This is a genomic window from Neobacillus sp. GCM10027624 (assembly GCF_042675345.1).
GTDB lineage: Bacteria > Bacillota > Bacilli > Bacillales > Cytobacillaceae > Neobacillus > Neobacillus cucumis_D.
Window position 1 is genome coordinate 80,292 of record NZ_JBHTHD010000023.1, and the last position, 23,897, is coordinate 104,188.

At 38.4% G+C, this 23,897-nt stretch carries 23 protein-coding genes and 1 pseudogene; 5 read left to right on the forward strand and 19 right to left on the reverse strand.

The window, feature by feature from the left end; genetic code table 11:
• Positions 1–38: 38 nt before the first annotated feature.
• The 8 genes from ACFQZ9_RS27320 to ACFQZ9_RS27355 form a co-directional block, all read right to left on the reverse strand.
• Positions 39–743, reverse strand: coding sequence for a GntR family transcriptional regulator (locus ACFQZ9_RS27320; RefSeq protein ID WP_498946522.1), 705 nt, complete (start codon positions 741–743; stop codon positions 39–41).
• Positions 744–790: 47 nt separating this feature from the next.
• Positions 791–1,321 carry a chromate transporter gene (locus tag ACFQZ9_RS27325; RefSeq protein ID WP_198311703.1) on the reverse strand — a complete coding sequence of 177 codons (531 nt, stop codon included), beginning with the start codon at positions 1,319–1,321 and terminating at the stop codon, positions 791–793.
• On the reverse strand, positions 1,318–1,983 hold the full coding sequence (locus ACFQZ9_RS27330; RefSeq protein WP_498946523.1) for a chromate transporter: 666 nt from the start codon (positions 1,981–1,983) through the stop codon (positions 1,318–1,320). Before ACFQZ9_RS27330 ends, ACFQZ9_RS27325 begins: the two co-directional genes overlap by 4 nt.
• 39 nt (positions 1,984–2,022) lie before the next feature.
• Positions 2,023–2,502, reverse strand: a complete 480-nt coding sequence (locus ACFQZ9_RS27335; protein WP_498946524.1) for a GlcG/HbpS family heme-binding protein — start codon at positions 2,500–2,502, stop codon at positions 2,023–2,025.
• A 23-nt stretch (positions 2,503–2,525) separates the two neighbouring features.
• On the reverse strand, positions 2,526–4,007 hold the full coding sequence (locus ACFQZ9_RS27340; RefSeq protein ID WP_498946525.1) for an aldehyde dehydrogenase family protein: 1,482 nt from the start codon (positions 4,005–4,007) through the stop codon (positions 2,526–2,528).
• Positions 4,008–4,125: 118 nt separating this feature from the next.
• Positions 4,126–4,857 carry an iron-containing redox enzyme family protein gene (locus ACFQZ9_RS27345; RefSeq protein ID WP_498946526.1) on the reverse strand — a complete coding sequence of 244 codons (732 nt, stop codon included), beginning with the start codon at positions 4,855–4,857 and terminating at the stop codon, positions 4,126–4,128.
• A gap of 236 nt (positions 4,858–5,093) precedes the next feature.
• The gene (locus tag ACFQZ9_RS27350; protein ID WP_498946527.1) at positions 5,094–5,864 is read right to left on the reverse strand and encodes a creatininase family protein; all 771 of its coding nucleotides are present in this window, start codon (positions 5,862–5,864) and stop codon (positions 5,094–5,096) included.
• A 67-nt stretch (positions 5,865–5,931) separates the two neighbouring features.
• Complete coding sequence (locus tag ACFQZ9_RS27355) at positions 5,932–6,261, reverse strand: 2Fe-2S iron-sulfur cluster-binding protein (protein ID WP_198311708.1); 330 nt, start codon at positions 6,259–6,261, stop codon at positions 5,932–5,934.
• 325 nt (positions 6,262–6,586) lie between these two features.
• Between ACFQZ9_RS27355 and ACFQZ9_RS27360 the strand changes: the two genes are divergently transcribed.
• Together ACFQZ9_RS27360 and ACFQZ9_RS27365 are read left to right on the forward strand one after the other, a co-directional pair.
• A complete protein-coding gene (locus ACFQZ9_RS27360) occupies positions 6,587–6,931 on the forward strand; it encodes a hypothetical protein (RefSeq protein WP_308913690.1) in 345 nt (114 codons plus the stop codon).
• A 424-nt stretch (positions 6,932–7,355) separates the two neighbouring features.
• Positions 7,356–8,738 (forward strand): hypothetical protein, encoded by a 1,383-nt coding sequence (locus ACFQZ9_RS27365; RefSeq protein ID WP_498946528.1) that lies wholly within the window; start codon positions 7,356–7,358, stop codon positions 8,736–8,738.
• 394 nt (positions 8,739–9,132) lie between these two features.
• Here ACFQZ9_RS27365 and ACFQZ9_RS27370 read toward each other — a convergent pair.
• The 3 genes and pseudogenes from ACFQZ9_RS27370 to ACFQZ9_RS27380 all read right to left on the reverse strand — a co-directional run.
• Positions 9,133–9,516 (reverse strand): annotated as a pseudogene (locus ACFQZ9_RS27370) (transposase); the annotation flags it as partial.
• A 351-nt stretch (positions 9,517–9,867) separates the two neighbouring features.
• Positions 9,868–10,563, reverse strand: a complete 696-nt coding sequence (locus ACFQZ9_RS27375; RefSeq protein ID WP_498946529.1) for an NAD(P)-binding domain-containing protein — start codon at positions 10,561–10,563, stop codon at positions 9,868–9,870.
• Between the two features lie 130 nt (positions 10,564–10,693).
• Positions 10,694–12,142 (reverse strand): hypothetical protein, encoded by a 1,449-nt coding sequence (locus tag ACFQZ9_RS27380; protein WP_498946530.1) that lies wholly within the window; start codon positions 12,140–12,142, stop codon positions 10,694–10,696.
• 609 nt (positions 12,143–12,751) lie between these two features.
• Between ACFQZ9_RS27380 and nadX the strand changes: the two genes are divergently transcribed.
• On the forward strand, positions 12,752–13,558 hold the full coding sequence (gene nadX, locus ACFQZ9_RS27385; RefSeq protein ID WP_498946531.1) for an aspartate dehydrogenase: 807 nt from the start codon (positions 12,752–12,754) through the stop codon (positions 13,556–13,558).
• 71 nt (positions 13,559–13,629) lie between these two features.
• On the opposite strand, the gene ACFQZ9_RS27390 is transcribed toward nadX, so the two are convergent.
• The 4 genes from ACFQZ9_RS27390 to ACFQZ9_RS27405 form a co-directional block, all read right to left on the reverse strand.
• Positions 13,630–14,307: a GntR family transcriptional regulator gene (locus ACFQZ9_RS27390; protein ID WP_498946532.1), complete on the reverse strand. Its 678-nt coding sequence runs from the start codon at positions 14,305–14,307 to the stop codon at positions 13,630–13,632.
• A gap of 150 nt (positions 14,308–14,457) precedes the next feature.
• Entirely contained in the window at positions 14,458–15,033 is a 576-nt protein-coding gene (yyaC, locus tag ACFQZ9_RS27395) for a spore protease YyaC (protein ID WP_498946748.1), read from the reverse strand.
• A gap of 202 nt (positions 15,034–15,235) precedes the next feature.
• Entirely contained in the window at positions 15,236–16,771 is a 1,536-nt protein-coding gene (locus ACFQZ9_RS27400) for an NCS1 family nucleobase:cation symporter-1 (RefSeq protein ID WP_498946533.1), read from the reverse strand.
• A 530-nt stretch (positions 16,772–17,301) separates the two neighbouring features.
• Positions 17,302–18,501 (reverse strand): aminotransferase-like domain-containing protein, encoded by a 1,200-nt coding sequence (locus ACFQZ9_RS27405; RefSeq protein WP_498946534.1) that lies wholly within the window; start codon positions 18,499–18,501, stop codon positions 17,302–17,304.
• A gap of 228 nt (positions 18,502–18,729) precedes the next feature.
• Here ACFQZ9_RS27405 and ACFQZ9_RS27410 point away from each other — a divergent pair, with 228 nt between their 5' ends.
• Positions 18,730–19,302 (forward strand): helix-turn-helix domain-containing protein, encoded by a 573-nt coding sequence (locus tag ACFQZ9_RS27410; protein ID WP_498946535.1) that lies wholly within the window; start codon positions 18,730–18,732, stop codon positions 19,300–19,302.
• A gap of 22 nt (positions 19,303–19,324) precedes the next feature.
• Positions 19,325–19,744, forward strand: a complete 420-nt coding sequence (locus ACFQZ9_RS27415; RefSeq protein WP_498946536.1) for a hypothetical protein — start codon at positions 19,325–19,327, stop codon at positions 19,742–19,744.
• 46 nt (positions 19,745–19,790) lie between these two features.
• Here ACFQZ9_RS27415 and ACFQZ9_RS27420 read toward each other — a convergent pair whose 3' ends face one another.
• The 4 genes from ACFQZ9_RS27420 to ACFQZ9_RS27435 all read right to left on the reverse strand — a co-directional run bounded on the left by ACFQZ9_RS27420 (position 19,791) and on the right by ACFQZ9_RS27435 (position 23,778).
• On the reverse strand, positions 19,791–21,263 hold the full coding sequence (locus ACFQZ9_RS27420; protein WP_498946749.1) for an efflux MFS transporter permease: 1,473 nt from the start codon (positions 21,261–21,263) through the stop codon (positions 19,791–19,793).
• 341 nt (positions 21,264–21,604) lie between these two features.
• Positions 21,605–22,111: a hypothetical protein gene (locus ACFQZ9_RS27425; protein WP_498946537.1), complete on the reverse strand. Its 507-nt coding sequence runs from the start codon at positions 22,109–22,111 to the stop codon at positions 21,605–21,607.
• A 111-nt stretch (positions 22,112–22,222) separates the two neighbouring features.
• Complete coding sequence (locus ACFQZ9_RS27430) at positions 22,223–22,516, reverse strand: Dabb family protein (RefSeq protein ID WP_198311719.1); 294 nt, start codon at positions 22,514–22,516, stop codon at positions 22,223–22,225.
• 11 nt (positions 22,517–22,527) lie between these two features.
• Positions 22,528–23,778, reverse strand: a complete 1,251-nt coding sequence (locus ACFQZ9_RS27435; RefSeq protein WP_498946538.1) for a flavin-dependent oxidoreductase — start codon at positions 23,776–23,778, stop codon at positions 22,528–22,530.
• Positions 23,779–23,897: the final 119 nt, after the last annotated feature.

Here is a 23,897-nt window from a genome sequence, read left to right on the forward strand (position 1 = left end):
CTCCCAAGTCCTCCCTTTTTTATCTTCTTATTAGTAATTCATTTAGAGGGGATTTCCGTTTTCCTTTTATTTAGCTTCTCTTTCCGGTTCTGTATATAGGTGATATACGCTTTTTTTGAGTTTTCGATATGAATTCTCATAAAATACTCTGCTAATTCTGTTTCTTGATTACGCAATGCTTTCATGATTTCAATATGTTCCCTTAGAGAATCTTTACGTCTCCCTGGTGTTTCGTATCCCATATTGGCAGCCATATGAATAAAATCAATCAAACTGGAAAGAATTTCAAACAATTTTGGACTTTTCGATGCTTTGTTGATAAGACGGTTCATTTGAATATGTTCAAGATTATAATTTTCTTCCGCTCCTGATTCGAGTTCCATCAGTTCTTGGATTTTTTGATCAAGTTCTACTTTGGTATCCTCATCCATTTTTTCTGCGGCTAATTTGACAGCGAGAACTTCTAAAGAAGAAAGAATCGTAAACACTTCGATAACTTCATTTTCTGAAATATTGGAAACGACTACCCCTTTTCTGGGTACTGTTTTTACAAATCCTTGAGATTCCAAACGGAACAGAGCCTCTCGGATTGGGGTGCGGCTAATATTCAGTTTCCCTGCGAGTTCTCTTTCAATCAAACGATCACCGGCTTTATATTCACCTTCAAGAATCATTTCTTTTAAGTATAAATATGCATGTTCTCGTACTGATAAAAGATTGTTTTCCTCCCATCTAATATCCATTCATCACACCCGCTTATTTCTTAAGTATTTTCATTCCCTTTTATCCATTATGATAAAAATACCCCGCCATAGATCAGCGCTCCAAGAATCAGTAATGACGGATGGAGCTTGATTTTAATTAAGGCGAAATAGCTCACTACAGCTAACAAAACTAAATGAAAGACCCCGCTTTTTTCAAAAGCCGTTAAGAAAAATTGATAAGCCATTACACCTAACAAGATAGCGATAATGGGCTGTACAGACTTGGTCATAAGCTTGACTCTTGCATTATCTTTAAATAAATTTACAAATTTAAACAATATTATTACAGCTATGGCAGAGGGAAGGATTGTAGCTGCCAGCCCAATAATTGCGCCAATCGGACCACCCACTTGATAGCCGATAAACCCGCCAATTTTGGTTGCAATTGGACCAGGCAGGGCATTCGCAATCGCTAATATATTCCCGAATTCGGATGCTGACATCCAATGATAATGATTAACGACTTCATTTTGGTATAATGGAATTGTAGCAGGACCGCCCCCATAGCCCAGTAAATTCGAAATTAAAAATGCCCAAAAAATATGCAAATAGATCATGAACTTTTTTCCTTTCTTTTAACAACAACTTCGGCCTGTTTGACGGTAGCTTTTTCTTTACGGTCTGCAATAATAAAGGCAGTAATTAGAAAAATAGCGATTAAGATTCCTGGATGTAATCCTAGGAACTGGACTACGATTAATGATAGGACAGATAGGCTTACCATTTTCGATAAACCAAGTCCTTTTCGACCATTTTGGAAAAACCGGTAAGCCATTTCCGCGAGCATAAATCCAATTACAGGCGTAACCCCTTGCACCATTCCACTCACAATCGGGGAATTCCGAAACGAATAAAGTGCAGTTAATAAGGCTAACATTGCAATGATTGATGGCAGGATATGAGCAAGAATGGCCACGGTTGCTCCTAATGTACCCTTCACTTTAAATCCAATATAGGCCGCCATTTTTGTCGCAATTGGCCCTGGCAATGTATTGGCCATCGCCAAAATCTCGGAAAATTCTTCTTCAGATGTCCAATGATATTTTTTGACCGCTTCATATTCAATCAACGGAATTGTAGAGGGCCCGCCCCCGTAGCCTGTTACACCAGTGCGGGCAAACCCAATCGCTAAATCAACATACGGTTTCACATGTGTATCCCCTTTCTTCAACCAAACATCTATTTCTTTGATAACAATCCCTTCCGGTTGAATGAACATGGGCCTCATTCTGTCTAAGCTTTTAATTGAATGAGCTCACTATTTTTTAATATCTGCTGTAGTAATGACTTCAAGTCCATCTTTTTCTACATAGTTTTGTAATGCTTGAAGGGCTGCCGTTCCAACTGCTGTATCTTGTTCACCATTTCCACCGCTTACCCCAATGCCGCCAATTACTTCACCGTTAACCACAATCGGGAATCCACCTACAAAAATTGCAAATTTCCCCGGAATAATTTGGTTGATACCAAATGCCTCATTCCCCGGAAGTGCAGGACCATTTGGTTCTTTATTAAATAGGTGAGTAGATCGTTTATGCCCTGCTGCAGTATAGGCTTTGGCAATGGAAATTTCGGGACCAGTGATTCGAGCTCCATTCATTCGCTCTAATGCAATGAGATTTCCTCCGTCATCCACAACAGCAATCGTCTCAAGAACATTGATTTCTTCTGATTTTTTCTTAGCCGCCTCAATCATTAATTTTGCTTCTTCTAATTCTAATTTTAATACTGTTTTCATTTTATGTTCTCCTTTTCATTTTTTTAATAACCGATATATACCGTTTTCAATTGTGTAAAGAATTCAAGACCCACTCTTCCAGATTCACGGAATGTTGAAGTGCTGGATTTTTTCAAACCACCAAAAGGCGCATTCATTAAATTACCAGTCGTCGTCCGATTTACTTTTACCGTTCCGGCTTGAATATCTTTGGTAAATTGGTTGGCAATCTTCAGATTATTGGTCACGATGGAAGCAGATAATCCGTACTCAACATCATTGGCAACAGCGATGGCCTCTTCATATGTATCCACTTCAATAACGGCCACGACAGGTCCAAAGATTTCTTCTTTTGCAATTCGATGATTCGGCTTTACATTTGTAAAAATGGCAGGTCTTACAAAGTAGCCCTTTTCGAATTCCCCTGTTGTTAATGGCTCGCCGCCATAAACCAATTCGGCACCATCTTCTTTACCAAACTCGATATACTTTAAAACATTTTTCATTTGTTTTTCGTTTGCAAGTGGTCCTATTTTTACACCTGCTTCAAAACCATTTCCGATTTTTAGGGCACTGGTCTTTTCGACAAGCTTTTGAATATAATCCTCTATTACTTCCTTCATTACAATGACCCTGCTCGTTCCGGTACAAGCCTGCCCTGTTAGAGAGAAACCACCATTAACGGTCAGGGTTGCAGCTAAATCAAGGTCAGCATCATCCATGACAATTAATGGGTTTTTCCCACCAAGTTCCATCTGCGTTCGTGTTGTAATAGCAGCTTTACGATGAATGTCTTCACCGGCTGCAGTTGAGCCTGTAAACGTGACAGCCCTTACGGACGGATGGGTTACCAATCGGTCACCAATGTCACTTGCCTTGCCCGTTACGAAATTAATAACACCTTTTGGAATGCCTGCTTCGTAAAGTGCTTCAACAAGGCGTACGGCAATGAGTGGTGTATCAGAAGAAGGCTTAAAAACCACCGTATTACCTGTGATTAAAGCGGGAGCGATTTTTCGGGCAGGAATCGATAGAGGAAAGTTCCAAGGAGTTATGACGCTCACCACTCCAAGCGGTTCTCTTTCCGTGGATACCTTCATATTTGGATCATCGTTTGGAAATGTTTCACCTGTAAAACTTTGCCCCTCAACAGCATAGTATCGGAGTGTTTGAGCAGAGCGTAACACTTCATTCTTAGCATCAGTAACATGTTTACCTTCTTCACGGGTTAACTCTTCAGCTAACTGATCAGCTTTTTGCTCTAGAATACTTGCTGCTTGATTTAAAATGGCAGCTCGTTTGGATGGCGCTGTTTTAGCCCAACCTGTGAATGCTTTTTGGGCAGCTTCAATGGCTAAATTTACGTCATCTTCATTGGAAGCCTGGAAAACCCCGACTACTTCTTCTTTATTGGCAGGATTTAAACTATTAAACGTTTTTTTGCTTACCGATTCCTGCCAAATCCCATCTATATAGTTATTAAATGTTTCCACTTTTGTAGTTATCACTACGATCACCTTTTTCATTTATTTAATTAAAATTTTCTAATAAAAGCGGCCGTCAATTAAACCTTTAACTACAAGATTATTCTGACGGCCCACAATTAGGAAGAAAATTACTTATTTATATTTTCATATACAGATATTATTTTGTTTCTACTAAAGCACCTAGGTCTTGTTCTAAATATTCCTTCCATAATCCATCCATGTACATGCGGCGCATTTTTGCTCCAGTCCTTACAATTTCTAGGCAGCGCTGTTGTAATTCTGGTGTGTCTGCGTGGTCAAGGACAATTTTATAACCGCGCTCACCATGAATTTCATCTGAAACAATGTGTAGATCGAAGAATTCAATTTCTTCATCTGTAAAGTTGTATTGCTCACGTAAAGCCGGAGCTTGTTTTCGGTAAATATCTGGAACTTGCGACTCAAGTCCAACTACTAATGCAGCAGTGGCAACAACGAAATTCTCACGTGCTGCAACCGCGAAACACCAGCTCTGTAATCCTAATGTAGTTGGAGCCATATTTTCAGGATTCATTACACGTTCACGAGTCGTTCCACATGCCTCAGCAAAACGAATAAGGAGATCTGTGTGGCGGTCAGCTGCGATTTCTTCTTCATACATATTTTGTAAGGTGAAATCTTTTGCAGCTTCGAATTTTGGATCGGTTGGAGTATTGTGATAAATATACGCTAAGTAATCAGCGAATGGGCCAACGTAGTGATAATGGTTTTCTGCCCATCTAGCAAAGTGTTTTCTTTCCAATTTACCTTCAGCCCAAGCTAAAGTGAACGGAGCCTTTTGGCTATGATTTCCTTTAATTGCTTCCTCTAATTCCTTGCGAAACTCATCTTTTGATAATAATTCTGCCATTTTAAATCTCCTCCTTAGTTTTTATGTAGATTTTCAATGCTGCTATTGGCATTTGATATTTTGTATACCAAACTACGATAAAAAAATAAATTTTACTAGTTTTTTACCGTTTCCACTGTGGTAATAGCGTATTTGGTATACCTTGATTTAATAGTAACCGATAAACGACTACTTGTAAACACAATTTTTAGAATTTTTTAAAGATTAGTATAAAATAATATTTTGCCTTATCTCTATTAAGAATGGACATCCACATGGATGTTTAATAATTTAAAGAGCTCTGCTGAAAGATTATCCAGGGACTCCTCTACGATCTCACGGCCTATTGCAAAACTGGCTTTTGTTGCATCCCCAATACATCCATTTTTGGTCATTTCTTCATAACGATAAAACCCTTGTATTGCTTTGCCAGGTCTTAGCTGCTTCCATCTGCCTTCTTCCTGTATATCTCCTTTTTCTAGTTGTTCAAGACGCACCATATCTGGCGCTAAATATAATGCTTCCGATACTTCACGTTCACAGCTGTGACCAAATAATCTTGAACCAATATTGTTTTGAATGGAGTTTTTTGCAGATGCAGTGGTTTTGGCATAGTAAACTTCTACATCTAGTTCATTCGTTATGGTTAGTGATGCAACATTAAGTGTAGATTGGTTTCCTCCATGTGAATTTAATAATAAGAACTTGTTAATTCCATGATGCTTCAAAGAGGAGATCATATCTTTTAAAATCGCAATGAGTGTGGATGGCTTCAGTGAAATGGTTCCGGGAAAATTCATATGATGTTCCGAAACACCCATATTCACCGTTGGCGTAACCACCGCATAAGGAAACATCCTCTCACCAAGCCGCTTTGCCATCTTTTCAGCTAAAACAGCATCACAGCTTTCCACCATATGGGGTCCATGCTGTTCATGGGCACCGACCGGAATTATTGCAACTTGAACACTTTTTAATGCTTCTTCAACCTCTTTCCATGTCATCCTGGTTAAATCATAACACTCCATCTCAACTCTCCTTTGAGCATTAATGTATTTTGTATACCATTTAATTAACTAAAAAAATAACCATCAATTAATTTTGAATAGCTGATTGTTTTTTAGGAGCCTGGACTGAAATATTTTCTTGAGAGATTTCAATATCCCGCTGGATCGTTAATTGGCAAGTTAAACGGTACCCCTCGTTCACTTTATCTCCAAGCATTTTTACTTCTTTCCAATTCGGCGGTGCTAAATCTTCTGCCCCGTTAATCACCTGACATGTACACTTTGTACAACGCCCCATTCCACAGCCATATTTTAACTTTGGTAAAAGACGTGTTGCTGCTAAAACGACCAAGTTTGCATTATCTTTCACTTCTTGCTCCACTGTAGTTCCATCAACATGCAAGATAACTTTCGGCATAAAATTGCCCCTTTCTGTTTTTTCTAAAAATTTCGATACTTTTCTGAAGTATACAATCTTTTTGGTAGATAAGTAAACTAAAATTTTTTTATTTTTATCTCGTTTCATAAAATTTTGATCCGAATTTTCCTCTGAAAATCTATCTTCCATGAGTTTTTTAAAGAGTAATTATTTAAATATTTAGAATATATTGTTGAATATTTTGTCTCCTTGATATAAAATACAAATTAAGTAGTTTTGGTATACAATGTTCCGAGGAGGTGTTTGGACACATTACTACTCTTCAATATGTAAGCGTTTAAAACTATTGAATTCATTTATAGGAGTGAAGAAATTGGGAAAATATATTGTATTAACGAATAAAGATACCTTTCAAACAAGTCTCGAGAACGATGGTCTAGAGCCTGTCGAAACCTACCATTTCTATTTCTTTGATAAATTAAAGGCGAAGTATACGATTGCAAAAGTATTAGATGAAAAAATTAAGATTAAGTTATTCGAAGAATTTGAAGGAAAAGAATATGTAAACCATATTGGTGTAAAGTTTTTTGAAAGGTTTGAAACAATTGAAGCAGCACGCGAGGAATTAAACGAGATCGTAAAAGCCTCCGGTAACAGTGTGGATTCTGTAAACTCTAAACTTGTAAAATCAAGTGAAGTTGCAGTATAGACATTTTATAAAGGCTTACAGCCGGAGAGATGGCAACGTCTCTCCGGTTTTTGCATTATATGATACAAACGCAAAAAAACCGCCACTGCTGCTATGTGACGGTTCACCAATAAAAATTTTAAAACTTAAGTGTTTTTCTCAATGATGCTAATTTTCTCTCGGCTTTTTCAGCCGCTTTCTTGGAATTAAATAAAAAATTTAGCATGTTAGTTCCCCCTGTTTTGTAGGTTATTTGTTAGTTTTATTTTATATTGGAAATTAAATAAACTCAAGGGTTTTGTATACCAAATACCAAAAATTTAAGTAATTATGGCGGATTTGTGACTTAATCTTTATGGAATTTGAAGATTTGGTATACAATCAATAACATTTTTCGGTACTCATTTATCGAATTATTACATTTCCTTATAGATAGGGTGTTGGTATGCTCAGATATCTGCTTTTCTTTGTGATCGTCTTGTACTTAGTTTCAGTGCTTCAGCCCCACTTGCATATTGGATTTCTTTTATCCAGCTTGTGCCTTGTTATTGTCTTCTGCACGTTTTTTCAAGCCAAACGTTTTGTGCAAATATTAGGTAGTACGTTTTTAATCCTTGGTGTATTTTTACTTGCTTCGAGCGGAGCCCATTGGAAGCAATATATCCTTTCCTTCGGTCCAATGCTGGATTTGCTCACGATGTTTACCCTTATTCCGATTTTAGGAATTCCAATCAAAATTGGCGGCTACAGCGGGGGGATACAAACCATTATTCAAAAAAGTGTAAAGAGTTCTGGACAATTATATATGATTACTTCGGGGATTTCTTACTTTTTCAGTATTTTTATGAATCTTGCAACATTGCCAATGACTTATTTCTCGATCAGACCTGCACTCGGACTGTATACGGTGAATAACAAAGAGCGATTCATGAGCAGGGCAATTACAAGGGGCTTTGCGATGCCATTAATTTGGGCACCGGTTACACCGATTGTCGGAATTGTAATTACGATGACGGGAGTTACTTGGGTATCCATACTTCCTTATGTTATACCATTAAGTATTATCGGAATGGGACTTGATTGGTTCATAGGTGCTCGAAAATCTAAAAGAATGCTTCAAACTCAAAATAATGTGACAGTGAATGAATTAGCAGTAACGGTTGAATCCGGTCATATCAATCGTTCTGGAAGAGTCTTTCAAATTTTATTGGCCATCATCATTTTCAATGTCGTGATTTCGCTAGTTGAAACTAGGTTTCCTTATCCGTTTTTGATTCTTATTTCTTTATTGGTTATCCCATTTGCCCTTACATGGTCTTTATTTTTGAAGCAAGGAAAAGAGTTTGGTGTTCAACTGCTAAATCATTTCCAATCTTTTTCCGTTAGTATGAAAGATCAATTCTTTATATTTTTATCAACTGGATTTTTCATCTCTGCCATCAATGTATCGCACACAAATGAGCTGCTATATGGCTGGGTCATGAAATTTATTCACCTAGCTGGTGTTGAAGTTTTCTTGATTTTGCTTCCCTTTGTTCCTTTAGCGATGGCTTTTCTAGGGTTGCACCCGGCTGTCTCGCTTGCTTTAATGATTGAAGGGTTAAATCCACAAGCAATGGGGATTTCACCTCACATCTTAACCGTTGCGATGTTAGCGGGGGCTGTTTCTTCCTTTTTAGTTGGTCCATATAATGCAACTTTAGGACTGATGTCCAATATCGTAAAGGAAAGCTCTTATAAAGTATCAAATTGGAATCTTTCCTTCGCAGCCCTATACATCGGCATCGTGATGGCGTATTTGTTCTTACTTGAATTACTACTAAACTAAATTAAGAAAAGGTGCCAATCATGGCACCTCAGATTGTCGAGGAAGGATGTTTTTCTCGGCAATTTATTGATTATCCCTGCTGCAAAAGGGCCTGTTGATTTCCGCTCCGGTCACTCGCTTTCCGCGGGGAGGTCCTGGAGCCTCCTCGGCGCTTGCGCCTGTGGGGTCTCCAGTGACCTCTTTATCCCGCAGGAGTCGGTGCCCTCCGCTCCAATCAACAGGCGAGCAATTCAACCTAAAGTATTACACACACTTTTTCAAATCTGCTGAGTGTGTTGCAATCTTCTATTATTTTGGCAGACTTTTTAAATTCCCATAACCAAACAGTAGCGAAGCCCATGCAGCTCTTTTGAGTCTGCAAAGCTTCGCTCAATTTTTTCCCTTCTAAATTTATAAGGCATGTTCCCCCAACTATTTTGTGATTTATTACTAGGAGAACAATGTCATCAAAAATAAATCCTGAATTATATTTGTATCTTTAAAACGATGTTGACGATTCCAACTAATCGTAGAATGATGTAAAAACTGGATCGTGAAACTTTAATCCTCAAAAACCAACGGTAGGCAATGTTTATTTTAATCTCTCTCTAGTTGCCTTTCAGAACGAATACCAAAAAGATACCCATTAAGCTTCATTTTAAATAGAATAAGGGGTTCGGACAGGCGGTCACTTTCCATGTTATAAAAGGGTCTAATTTTTACAAGTAGAAAGGAAAAGTATATATATATACTTTTCAATTAGGCGAAGATGGTAGTTGTCCTGAAATAATTCATCAATAGAAACAAATACAAATTCAAATTCATTTGGCTATACTCTTTTGGCTTAAACATTAAATTTACTCTTATTTTTATTTATTGAGAGTTGTAGTCTGTAATTAATACACCTGTTGATTGGAGCGGAAGGCACGAAGACTCCTGCGGGAGTACGGGGCAGGGGAGACCCCGCAGGAGCGAAGCGACGAGGAGGCTCCCCTGCACGCCCGCGGAAAGCGAAGTGCCTGAAGCGGAAATCAACAGACCTGTTGAGAAGCCTATATATTAACAAAATAGATTTGTTAAAAAAAATAAATGAATAAAGGCTATTGAAAGTTTTTCGAAAGCCTGAGGCGGCAAATCCTGGCACTTATTTTTATAGATCCTTCGTAGTCTTCTGTTTAATTTCTTTAACGATTTCCTTTGCGAAATGGCCGAGACTTCCTTCACAATATCCTCTTATAACTTCAGGGGCAAGGGACATAAGTGCTCTTTGTACATATTCCGGCGGAAATCCTCTTCTTTCAAACTCACTTTCCAATTCAACGGCTGTTTTTACAGCATAATAGGTTGCTAATTTGTTGATCTCGGTCAAATGGCTTTCCTTCTCTATTTTTACCTGCCCAAGGCGTTGATATAGTTCCTCAAAGGGCTTCTGCAGAGTATTTTCAGTAATAAATAAACCATTGCCGTGCTCCATTAAATCCTTCCAGTGCCCCATAAACTTAACCCCAGCAATGTTTAATGCAGGATACTTTGCTTTTATTTCTTTCGTATCTAAGGACGTTGCCATATTAATGATCGTGACAGTAGGAAGTAAATTACCTTTATGCTTTAAATTTGTAATAAATGGAATAATAGTCGCTGCTGGTAAAGCTAAAATTAACACATCTAATTCCTTTAATTCTTGTTCTATTACTATATACCCGTTTGGAAACTGCTCCACAAACTGTTCAGCCTTGGTTTTTAAAGGATGGTACACCCCGATCTTCATATTCATTTTATTCCAATGCGTCATCATCGCGGACCCTAATTTACCAAGTCCTACAAGCCCCACTTTAACTTGTTCCATCGATCGATCCCCCATTTCAAACCATAATGAAAAAAAGGAGTTCCCAAAGGTTATAGCAGCTTTGGAAAACCCCTAATTCTAAAATTATATTTTCTATTTTACTAAGAAATTCGCAAACTTGAACACACTTTTACCAAATAAACACGGCTAGTATCGTCGCAAGCAGAAGCCCGGAAACGACTGGGACGAAGTTTTTCCTGGCCAATTCCAACGGAGAAACTTGCAAGAACCCGGCTACTGCTACAAGAGATGACCAGGCAATCAGCGTTCCACCACCGCTCCAAACTGAACCCATTTGTCCAATCGCCGCCATAACAGCAGGATCAATGTGACTTCCTGGCGCAATGGCTCCAGACAACGCACCCGTTAACGGTAGCCCTGCAAACCCTGAACCATCCAATCCCGTAATGATGCCAACAATTAATATACTAATTGCAGCAAATAATGGACTATGTGGGATATAATTTTGCCCTGCTTGGATTAAATCAAATAGAAAGGCCGGCTTTGCTGCGGTATCACCTAATGATAGGATAGAACCCGAAAAATCCCCGCTTCCCATGAAAAAGTATCCAGCAATCGGAATTACCGGTGCCATTGCCTTAAAGGCAAAAACAAATCCTTCAGTGATATGTTCACTAATTTTATCAAGGGCATGAATTCGGTTGAAGGCAATGGTCGCTAGCACTAAGAGAATGGTTGCTACTCCACCAATAAAAGCTGCTCCGTCGCCCCCTTCAAATCCTGAACCGCCGCCAATTTTAGTTTGGAACATAAAAATCATAACACCTAACATTGCCAAAGGAACTATAATGGCAAATAATCTTCCCCATGTTTCTTTTCTTTTGATAAGTTCAGGACTCTCTTCTGCCGTAGCAGCAAGTTCATTGGCCACATCAAAGAAAGCTTTTTCTTCATTATTTAAGTTATTTACAGACCCGGATTTTTTCCTAATTGCTTTTCGAGATCTCACATAGACAATGGCTAAGGAGGTTACCCCTGTAATAAGAGAAAGAATGAATGCCTTATCTGAAACTGCAGATTTATCAATTCCCGCTGCTTTCGCACTAAGCATTGGTGCTACTTGCATAATATAATCTGAAGAAAGCGCCATACCTTGTCCAGCAATGACGATGACCATTGCGGATGTCATAACAGGCAACCCTGCACTCACGGCTGCTGGAACCAATAATGCACAAATTAATGGAACTGCGGGGGTTGGCCAGAAAAAGAGAGAGATTACATAAGTAGTGACCATTAAAACGATAAAAGAGATATGTCCGTTTACCATTATTTTTTGAATCGGTACAACCATCCTTTTATCCGCCCCAAGATCCTTCAACGAATTAAGAAGGCCAATCATGATGGAAATAATTAGGAAAATACTGAATAGCTCCTTTGCGGCAACTAGATTTGCATTAAAGACCGCTTGAAACCCTGCAATAAGACTCCCTTTATATACTGCTGCGACTAAAAAGGTCCCAATAATAAGAGGTAAAACAACACCTTTTCTAAAAAGCATAATCACAATGACAGCTGCAGTTACAACTAGATAAACCCAGTGAGCTAATGTTAATTCCATATCTTTCCTCCGTTGCTTTATAAGATATTAATCGAATTAATCTTGCAAGGTTTTCATAGCATTTGGCTTTTAAGCGAAGAAATATAGATTATCAACCAAAAGAATATTCAATCAAATTTTCTTTGCTTAACTTAACTATTCAGTTTTTTTCATGAGTCAAAATTGTTATCCTGAAATTCCAAGGGTTTTTTGCACTTTGTGGATTGTGGATTGTATACCAAGATGTTTTAAAAAATAAAAATGAAAAGCCAATTTTTTGGTGATGTTTCCAAACCTGCTGAGTTTATACAATAAGATCCTCATACCTCTCTTATTGTAAGCCCTTTCAATTATACAACGGAGACAAGATTAAACCCAGAAGCCTATTTATGTACCCTCCTTTCACATTTTTCACTATATAGAGGTTGTAAACTATATAGAATGAATTTAATATACCATTAAAAGAGGTTAAATAGCAAATAATTTTGAAAATTTTGATGTTTTTTTATTTTCGTAATTATCTCTTGCTTTTAAAAGGCTAATTCGATAAAATGAAACAAAGCTTTTAGGTATACGGTATACCATAAATGGAATCGAAAAAAATTAATAAATTATTGAGGTGATAAAAAAATGCTTAAAGCTGGGATCATAGGTTATGGTACGCTTGGCAAAGCGATTAGCGATTTAATCGTTTTCAATCGAGCAGGCGAGGTTGAAGTCAAATCGATTCTTGTTAGAAGGAAGCCTGGTATAAACGAATCTATTCCGCAAAATTGCGTTGTCACGACCGACGAAAATCTGTTTTTTAATCAAGATTTGGATATTATTATTGAAGCGGCGGGTCATAAAGCGCTACAGCTTTACGGGGAAAAGGCCCTTTCCACTGGGAGTAATTTGATCGTACTCTCTGTCGGGGCTTTCGCAGAGCATGAGTTTTATGAAACACTGAAAGCTGCTACAAAAAAATACAATAAGCAAATCATACTTCCTTCTGCCGCCATTGCTGGATTAGACCGAATAGCTGCAGGGGTATTGGGGGAAATAGAAGAAATAACGCTTATCACGAGGAAACAGCCAAAAAGCTGGTTTGGGACGATCGCTGAGGAAAAAGTAAATTTAGAGACAATCACTGAGCCTTATTGTATATATGAAGGCAATGCCAGGAATGCTGCAAAATTATTCCCTGAAAACGTGAATGTGTCGGCCGCATTAAGTATTGCCGGGGTTGGTTTCGAAAAAACAAAAGTTCAAGTATTTGTGGACCCAACCATTCAGGCAAATTTCCATACCATTTTAGCAAGGGGCTCTTTTGGTCAGGTTGAAATAAAAGTACAAAATACCCCTTTTAAACAAAATCCTAAATCTAGTCCAATTGTAGCAATGAGTGTAGCAAAAGTGTTAAGAAACCTAACAGAATCCGTTATGGTTGGCCTTTAATCTGAAAGTTATGACCCTATAAAAAAGGTTGTCCAAAAGTCTTTTTTATCCTGGACTTTTTGGACAACCTTTTACCCTTTCCTTTTTTCCTTGCTTTGATTAACCGCTTCAATATACGCCTTTTTTGAATTTTCTATATGGATTTTTGTCAAATATTCAGTCATTTCGCTCTCTTGATTCATAATGGCTTCCATAATTTTAACATGTTCTTCCATCGATTGTACGGCTCTTCCTGGGTTCTTATAACCAATTTTGGCGAAGGCACGAATATAATCAGATAAACCGGTAAGTATTTCTTGAAGTTTAGAATTTTTAGCAGCACTATATAAAAGTTGATTGTATTCCCCATGTAAATCAGAAAAAGCCTCTTCATTGACTAAGCTTTCTTCAACCTTTTTTATATAGGCATCAATATTGCTTTTTGTTTCTTCGTCTAACTTTTGAACAGCCAATTTTGCTGCTAAAACTTCAAGAGAAGAAAGAATCGTAAAAACTTCAATAATTTCCTTCTCAGAAATGTCCGCAACAATTACCCCTTTTCTAGGTACGGTTTTTACAAACCCTTGTGACTCCAATCGAAATAAAGCCTCACGAATTGGCGTTCTACTAATATTTAAACGGTCAGCTAGCTCCCTTTCCACCAACCGATCACCGGTTTTAAATTCACCTTCTAAAATGAGGTCTTTTATGTGTAAATAGACCCTTTCCCTTAAGGAAATTAAATCCTCCGCCGCCCAATTAGTACTCATTAGATCTCCTCCCTTCAACTTTTTGTATACATTAAACCAATTATATCGTACCCGATAAAAAAACATCAAATGATATGGTTCAAATTACCACTAAAATTTTTGAATTTTCCATTTACAAATAAATGTAATTATGCGATAAATCCTCGTAATCTAATAATCTTCGATAGCGCGAGAAATAATCCTGGTTACGATATCTGCCAGCTTCATAACCGTATTTAATCTTGTGGTGTTCAAGGACTCCATTGGATTATAGGGATCAAGATAATTGACAATCGCCTTCAGGTGATAGTCACCAACACTTGGCAATCCTTTATTAAGTGCCTTTCCTGGAAAAATAGCCCCTTCTTTCAAAACAATTAATCCAATTTGACTTGCTTCCCCTAAAGCAGCATCGATTGCTACAATAAACGGTTCATTATGCGTTTGTTTAATACCTTTCAGAATCTTCTTGAAATTCAGTGCGTGAACCGGTTCTTCTAATGTACCATATACAGGAAAAGGAATCTTTCTATCCTTTAACATTGTTCCAACCAATGGTCCAAAAGAGTCCCCTGTGGAACGATCGGATCCTATGCATAAAAAAATGATTTCATCTTTCGTACTATCCAGAACTAGTTTTAATTTTTTTGCCATTTTCTCAATTTCTCTTTCCTCAGTCGTTTCTTGTACGGAAAGTAAACCTGGCCTTTCACATTTTTCTAAGAACTTTTTCTTAAAAGGCCACATCACCTATAACTCCCCCTGCCGGTGTTTTATTTGCTGACCTTCTTTGGCACTTTTCATTACCCATTTCTTTTATTTTATTATAGATAGTGTTAACTTCACCATATAATTATTTAGAATTTTAATTTGCACGCAAAAAAGTTCGTAAAATTGTAACAAAAAAGCTGCCCAATGATTTTGGGCAGCTTCCTTTCATTCAATGACACTAATACAAATCTACATTTGGGTTACTGCCATCAACCGAGTCTGAGATTTGGCCGGGAACAGCAGTTTTGAAGCTTGTAATTTTTTCGTACTCGCCTTTTTGTAGAACGCTTTTATCACCTTTCATTAAATAGGTGTAGGCAAGGATGGAGATCAATAATCCAAATGTCCAGGCATTATCCCATAAGAAGCGAAGTCCTGGAATCAAGAGGCCAAGAACAGGGATTGCAACCCCAATGATAAGCGCATATACACCATTTTTATTAAAGCCGCCTGTATAACTGTAGCGGCCGTTAACATCATACAACTCGTGGAGAGCCATCTGCCGTTTACGGACAAGCCAGTAATCCGCGATGGCAATTCCATCAATTGGGCCGAGTAAGGCACCGTATGTTCCCAGCCAGCCAAAAATATAGTTACCAAAGTTCTCCATGATATACCATGGCTGAATTAAGATGGCAAATAAACCGGTAACAAGTGCTCCGATTCCAAACGTAATCCGCCTTGGATTTAAATTCTCAATCGCACGGGCAGGCGCAACCACGTTTGCTCCAACATTAATGGTTAAAGAAGAAAGAACAATGACTAAAGTACCGAGAAAAATAATAAAAGGCGGGAATTTCGCAAGCAAGGCTACCGGATCCCAAAGGGCCTGCCCGAAAATGACTACTGTTGCAGAGGTTACAGCAATTCCAATAAAAGAGAAAATGGTCATAGTAAGTGGAAGTGAAAAGCTTTGTGCGACCATTTGCGATTTTTGACTTTTAGCATAACGGCAGAAATCTGGGATATTTAAGGCAAGAGTAGCCCAGAAAGCAATTACCCCAGTAACGGCGGGAAAAAATACTTTTAAAAATTCGCTAGTGGTTTGGAATTTAGATGGAGTCGATAAAATAGGCCCCCAACCTCCGGAATTGGTGAATGCCCAGATTAGGAGAATAATTGCAGAGACCCCAACGACAGGAGTCGCAATCAAACTTAAATACTTCATGGCTTGTGGACCTTTATAGGCAACAGCTACGTTTAAGACCCAAAAAAGTGCAAAAACAATTGCTGTATGTCCTGGGAAGCTCCAAAAAGAGAAAGAAGCGGATAACAATGTATCAATTGCACCTGTTCCAATCCAGGTGTTAATCCCGAACCAGCCTGCTGCAACAAGTGCTCTTGCTAAAGCAGGGATGTGTGCACCCTTTGAGCCAAACCAAAGTCGTGCAAAAACCGGGTACGGAATACCGAATTTTGTCCCAGCATGCGAGTTCAATAAAATAGGAATAAGGACAATAACGTTTCCAATAAAGATGGTTCCAATTGCCTGCCACCAGTTCATTCCTAATGAGATCATCCCGCTTGCCATTGTATAGGCTGGGATACATAAACACATTCCAATCCAAAGAGTAGCGAAATTTAGACCTTTCCAAGAATGTTCCTTCATAGTGGTCGGACGGAGATCGTCATTCCACATCTCACTATTGCTTAAGCTGTCCGCCGCTTCTTGTGTCAAAATGACAATGCCATTTTGCTCAATTTGCGTTTTCAATAAAATTCCCCCTTGTTTGGTTTTTCAAAGAACTTTCCGAGTAAAACCAATGCTGTGCATTCGCTAGAGAATATTTATGATCACCATGATAATATTGCCGCTTCGCTAATGATAAATGTGAATATTCCGATTTCCTGTTTTGCAGTTTTTTACCAATAAACTTTTATTACCTTTTGGTTTTTCCAAGAATGTAAGCGCTTTAAAATAATGTTACAACTTCATTCATCGCATCACCCTCCAATCAATCTAAAAATCGTCCCAAATACATAAGAGAACGGCTTTGGAACAAATCACAACTACCTAACTTATATTATATAGCACCAAATTAGGCTGTCATTGGACAAAAGGTAAAATAATTTAGACCGTATTTTTTATGTTTTGTAAAAAAACGGTCAATGATCAACTATCATTATCGTAACATTTCTAATCCTCTATTCAATGAGAACCTGTCCTCAATTTCCAACAAAAAACTACATTGCATAAAAAGAGTACTGCGCCTGAACACGGTACTCTTTTCGATGCATACCTAATTAAATTGTTTTCGCGGCAACTGGAACTGACGTTAACACATCCACTAATCGTTCCATTCCAAGCTTAATTTTTTCAGGAGTAGAATGGCTATAGTTTACACGGAAGGTATTGTGCTTTGGCTCGTTGACATAGAATGGTGCACCCGGAACAAATGCAACTCCCTTTTTAACGGCTTCGCCAAGCAAGGCAGTTGTGTTTAACTCCTCATTTCCTTCTACCCACATGAACATTCCACCTTTCGGCTCCTTACATGTGAACAATCCTGAACCCACTTTATCAAAATATTCCTTCATTAATTTCATCCGCTCATAATAAACGCTTCTAATTAAAGCAATATGAGAATCAAGATTAAAATCGCGTAATAAATAATAGAGTGCCTGTTGGTCGAGTGAACTTGAATGTAAATCATTCATTTGCTTCGCTTGTGTCATCAGCTTGATTACTTCCGAAGGCCCGGTTACCCAACCAGTTCTCAACGCAGGGACAACAGACTTCGAAAAAGTACTGGTGTACAAAACAATCCTTTTTTCTGTATCTAAAGCAGCCACCGGCTGATAAACCTCATCTTGATGAAATTGAATATCTCCATATGGATCATCTTCAAGAATCAGAACATTCTTTTCGGAGCAAAGATTGAATAACTCCTGACGTCGTTCCTGGCTCCACACTTTTCCATCTGGGTTTGCAAAGGTTGGGATGGTATAGACAAATTTCGGTTGGAAATTTTCGATTTTTTCTTTTAAATCTTCCGTGATCATTCCCTGATCATCACTCTTTACAGCCACCACATTCGCACCGTACGATCTAAAGACCTGTAATGCTGCTAGATATGTAGGATCCTCTGTGAGGACAACATCTCCCGGTGCAAGCATAATTCGTGAAAACAAGTCGATTACTTGCTGTGATCCAGTTGTAAGCAGAATGTTATCGGGATGTGACAAAATTCCTCTCTTTTCCATTTTCGCTTGAACCGCTTCTCGAAGGGGAATAAATCCTTCTGTTAGTCCATATTGCAAAGAAGATTTCCCTGAAGCAAATACTTTCTCATAGGCAATTTGAACCTGTTCGATTGGAAAAATGTCTTCTGCTGGCAGACCCCCTGCGAAAGAAATAACATGCCCTTGCTGTGTAACCTTTAAGATGTCCCTTACGGCAGATGATTCATAGTTTTTAGTTTGGGGTGCAAATGGATAATTCATATAAGGTCGCTTCCTTTTATTTATATTAGATTCTTTCTTTTGATGTAAAAAAATATAATATATTAGATTTATAGTATATTATAAGATAATAAAATTAATTTTGCAAAATATTTAGAAATATTTCGCAAAATTAATTTTGTTTCTATTTTATAGCACTAAAGCATTGTCGAAATATGTTATAATATATTTATAAAGTAATTTACTGTATCCAACAAAAGGGGTTATATCATGGATAAGGATATCTTAACGGCTCAAATAGGCCAGCGGTTGCGGTACTTCCGGCAGCAACGGAAATTAACTTTGGACGAGCTGGCTGACTTGACTGGAGTTAGTAAACCAATGCTTGGTCAAATTGAGCGTGGAGCCTCTAACCCAACTGTTTCGATTCTTTGGAAAATTGCTGCAGGCCTGCAAATTCCTTTCGCATCCTTCTTAGCAATGAATCCTTCTGTTAAAATGATTCGGCAGGCTGAACAGCCTTTTTTCAAAGAGGATAATGACTTATATGAGGTTTATAATACATTTGCATCACCAGGTATACCAATTGAAAGTTACCGTGTCCGTCTACATCCAGACTGTAGACACTTTACCGAACCGAACGGGATTGGTGCCATTAAATCGATTACAGTCCATTCCGGGACCTTCACTATTACTATTGGTGATGAAGATCATTATTCATTGGATCAAGGAGACTCCGTCTCTTTTTCAACCGATGTATATCAGATTTTTGAAAATAGAGAAAAAGAAATTTGTGAAATTAGCGTGGTCATTTACTATTCCAGTCCAAACATCCAACTTTAATTATTAGGAGATGCAGATTTTTATGAATAATTCAATTGAAACTGTTTATATATTGGAAAACCCTGAAAAGAAGATAACAAGATTTGCTACCGGCAGTCAAATTAGATATGAGGATGTCATTAAAGAAGTATATGGAGTGGCATCTATCCAAGACCTTCCTATGATGATCCAGTTTAATAAAGGTTTTCATGATAGTATTTGCGAAAAGTATGGGATAAATGAGAGTAAAATTTCGATTAACAGACTAATCCGTGTAGCCTCAAAAGACGAACTCCTTCTATTGAAAACACAATTGGTTGAAAAATCTCGGGACGAAATAAAGAGTTACTCAGAAGAAGTAGTTTCAATTCCATGTCCGTTTAATCCCACCATTCGTTTACAGGAAGGCATTTTCGAATGGAATGACTGCGATTTTTCTTATGATTTAAAAACAAGTGCATAAAATACCTAATGAAAAAGGGTGACTCAATGGTCACCCTTTTTCGATTTTAATTTTCTGCTAACTTGGTTCTAATTTTTTTACTTGGTGAGTTACCTTCAATGGGTTCCTCGGCTTGTTTGGCCCGCTTGATAAAGAAGGATAGAACGAGTGCCAAAGCTGCAATAAAAGTAGCGACTAGGAAAGAATAGTTGATTCCATTTAACATCGCCTTCATCATTACCTGCTGCTTCATTTCAGCAAGTGCTGCCGGAGTTGGCTTCGCTGTAAGATGCTTCATCGCCTCAGCACCAATTTCTTTGGCCTGTGATGCTGTGCGGTTTGTCATAATCGTTACAAGTAATGCCGTCCCAATTGCTCCGGCTACTTGGTTTAATGTATTATTCATTGCTGTTCCATGCGGATAAAGTGATTTCGGTAATTGGTTCAAACCATTGGTCGAAACCGGCATCATCACCATAGAAATCCCAAGACTTCGAATTGAATATAATAGAATGAGATGTGTATAGGTTGTATGCAACGTTAATTGGCTAAATCCATAAGTGGTAACTGTAACAATACTTAATCCAATGATAGCTAAGATGCGTCCCCCGATCTTATCAAATAATTTCCCTGTAATCGGCGACATGATAGACATTAGAAGTGCCCCTGGCAGTAGTAATAGCCCAGCATCCATCGGAGAAATTCCCCTCAAGGTTTGAACATAAATTGGAAGAAGCAGCATCCCTGAAAATAATGCCATATACAAAATCATTGAAATAGCCGATGATAGCGAAAACATTGGGTACTGATAGACCTTGAAATTCAGCATTGGTCGTTCTTGCTTTAATTGACGGATGATAAAAACAGTTAATGAAATAACTCCGACAATAATCGTTCCATAAACCTCAGGGCTATCCCAGCCCTTTTTTCCTGCTGAACTAAACCCATAAAGAATTCCACCAAAACCCAGGCTTGATAGAAGAAGTGCAATGAAATCCAAGCGCATATCCATTTTCTCTTTTTTATCCTTAAGCTTGAAAAAGCCAATCAAAAGAACGATAATGGCAATGGGTGTAACAAAATGAAAAAGCATTCTCCAATCATAATGTTCAATAATCCAACCGGATAACGTAGGACCAATTGCCGGTGCAAACATTAAAATTAACCCGAATACCCCCATCGCTGTTCCCCTTTTTTCCACTGGGAAGCTTACGAGCATAACATTCATCAATAACGGCATTAAGATGGCCGAGCCAGAAGCTTGTATCATACGGCCAGCTAATAACATAATAAAAACATGTGCAAATCCAGAAAGAATTGTCCCAACGGTGAATAGCCCCATAGCGACTAAGAATAGTCTGCGAACCGTATATTTTTGGATTAAGTAGGCAGTGGTTGGGATTAATATCCCGTTTACGAGCATAAACCCTGTAGTCAGCCACTGAACCGTTGAGGCCTCTACATCTAAATCCTTCATGATCGATGGAAGGGCTATATTTAATAATGTATTATTTAAAAAAGCAATAAAGGCCCCGATCATCAATATTGCGATGACCCCATACGGTGGGCGAGCGGCCTTATTTATCGAATGATCCAAATTTGTATCCCCCTTAGTTGTTCTGTATATATTTTCCTGCACCCCTTATTGCGCATAAAAAACATCATATACCATCAGTATAAAAATTGCAACCAAAAAAATTCAAGCTACAAATAGGATTTACCAATACAAAAAAATCATTCAATTTAGATTTTTATACAGTGAGTATAATTCGACAGAATTCAGGTGGTGCCTGTCACCACCCGAATTCTGTCGAACCAAAAAAGCCTGCATTCTTTATTTGTTAAAGGAAGCAGGCTTATATATGGAACTTTTTTTAATTTTCAAACCCAATTGTCGTCGCCGTTATCCCAGTCACTAAAGTCATTATCATTGTTGTCTTGTTGGTTATCCTGGTCATTATAGTCAACGTTATTAGGGCCATCGCCATTTCGATCTCCATCCCAATCACCATTATCGTCTTTGCGCCCTAATTGTTCTTGTAGTTGATCAATTTCATGTTCTTGGAGAATATTTTGGTCCGTTAATTCTCTCATAATTTCATGATCCTCTAGATTCTGCAGGGAATGGTATTGATCGAAGCCGATTCGTCCCTGCTCAAACAGATAGGTTAGCAAGGCTCCGGCTGCCATTCCTCCTGCAATTCCTCCGAATCCTCCAAAGCCTCGGCCAGGCGAAGAATCATAGTAGTTCCTTGGACCATTATAGCCTCTTTGGTCATATTGATCCCTTCTTGGCTCGTAAATTGGCGGGCGATTCCGTCGGGTTAGCGGGCGAATAATAAGAAAATAGATTAACACGATAATAATGACAATGCCGATAAAGGACATATTCTTTTTCCTTCCTTCTTTTAATACGCATAGATATGATGCAGTAGTTAAAAAAGATTTCTAAAGTCAGTCATTTTATTATGCGCAAACAAATACGAATCCTATCCTTTTCTAAAACTCAAAATCAACTGCAATCAAATCCTCCAAGCCAATTTCTTTTAAAAAAGTAAAGACTTCCTGATGTTTTGGATGGGGACCATAATTCTCTAAAGAATCACGATGATCAAAGCGGACCGTCAAACCTACTTCATACCCTTTATTCCGCTCAGAAAAATTATAGCCCTGCCGGATATCAATAATTCCCGGAATCTCATCTTTTAGTGCTAATGTCATGCGGATGGCATCATCTTTTTGTTCACTTGTTGTCAAATCTGAAAATTTAAGTAATACGATGTGTTCAACCATGGTTCCCGCTCCTATTTTGTATTTAAAGTTTCCTTGTCAAACCCTGCGATTTGCTTATATCGATTGGCTATATTCTCGAGTTCCTGTTGAGAAATCACATCATGTAAATGCTCAAATCCATTTGGTGCTCGTTCTTTTACAATTTGCATGACGACTTCCGGACCATTTTTCCGATTACTTAAAACAATATTCGCAGTTGGAGCTAACCGTGCTGTTTCATAAGCTTTTAAGGCAAGTTCAATATCGGATTGTTCCATTAGAGCTTGTCCTAATGCATCGGCATCCAAAATGGCTTGAGAAGCACCGTTTGAACCAATCGGGTACATTGGATGGGCTGCATCCCCTAGGAGTGTCACTCTTCCGAATGTCCATTGCGGCAGTGGGTCGCGATCAACCATTGGAAATTCGTAAACGGCATCTGTTTGCTCGATTAGCTTTGGTACATTTAACCAGCCAAAATCCCATGAAGCAAATGCAGGGGCAAATATATCTTTATCAATTTTCTTGTTCCAATCAGCACGTGACGGTAAATCCCCGCCAACCGTAAGTTCAGCAATCCAGTTCACTAAAGAACTTCCTTTATCCGCTGTTTTAGGACAAACAGGATACGCAACAAATTTCTGATCCTGATAACCTGCCATAATCATCGTTTTACCCGTTAGAAATGGGGTAAATTCAGATATTCCCCTCCATAATATCCGACCACTGAATTTCGGTAATCCTTCATTTGGATAAAAATGTTTTCGAACAACGGAATGTATGCCGTCAGCCGCAATAATCATATCTGCACGATAAGAGCCAAGTGACTCTCCTGTTTTTCGATTGACAAAATGAGCAACCACTTCATCACCCACTGTTTCAAACGAAGAAAGATGGTGCCCGGTGATCACGGCCTCCTCGCCTAGTTGCTCCTTCACTGCTTCTAATAAAAGCATTTGCAAGCGCCCGCGGTGAATCGAATATTGCGGCCAGCGATATCCCGCATCGATCCCTCTTGCTTCCTCCCAAATTTTCTGGCCAAATTGATTCACATAAATGAGTTCAGCCGTTGGCAAGCCTATTTTATTTAATTTATCCGTTAATCCTAATTCAGTAAGGACACGGACTGCATGTGGCAAGAGGTTGATTCCTACTCCTAAAGCCTGAATGTTCTCAACACTTTCAAACACACGCACTGACGCGTTTGTGCGATGAAGTTTAAGGGCAGTAACAAGCCCGCCAATACCCCCGCCAACGATAATTGCTGTTTTTTTTCTAGCCATCTGAATCCCTCGCAGACACTTTAAATTATTCTTAATTATTGCACAATATATAAATTTATCAACAGAAATGCATTAATTGCTCAGGGGTATAGTAAAAAACTACGGAGTAAAGTAAACTC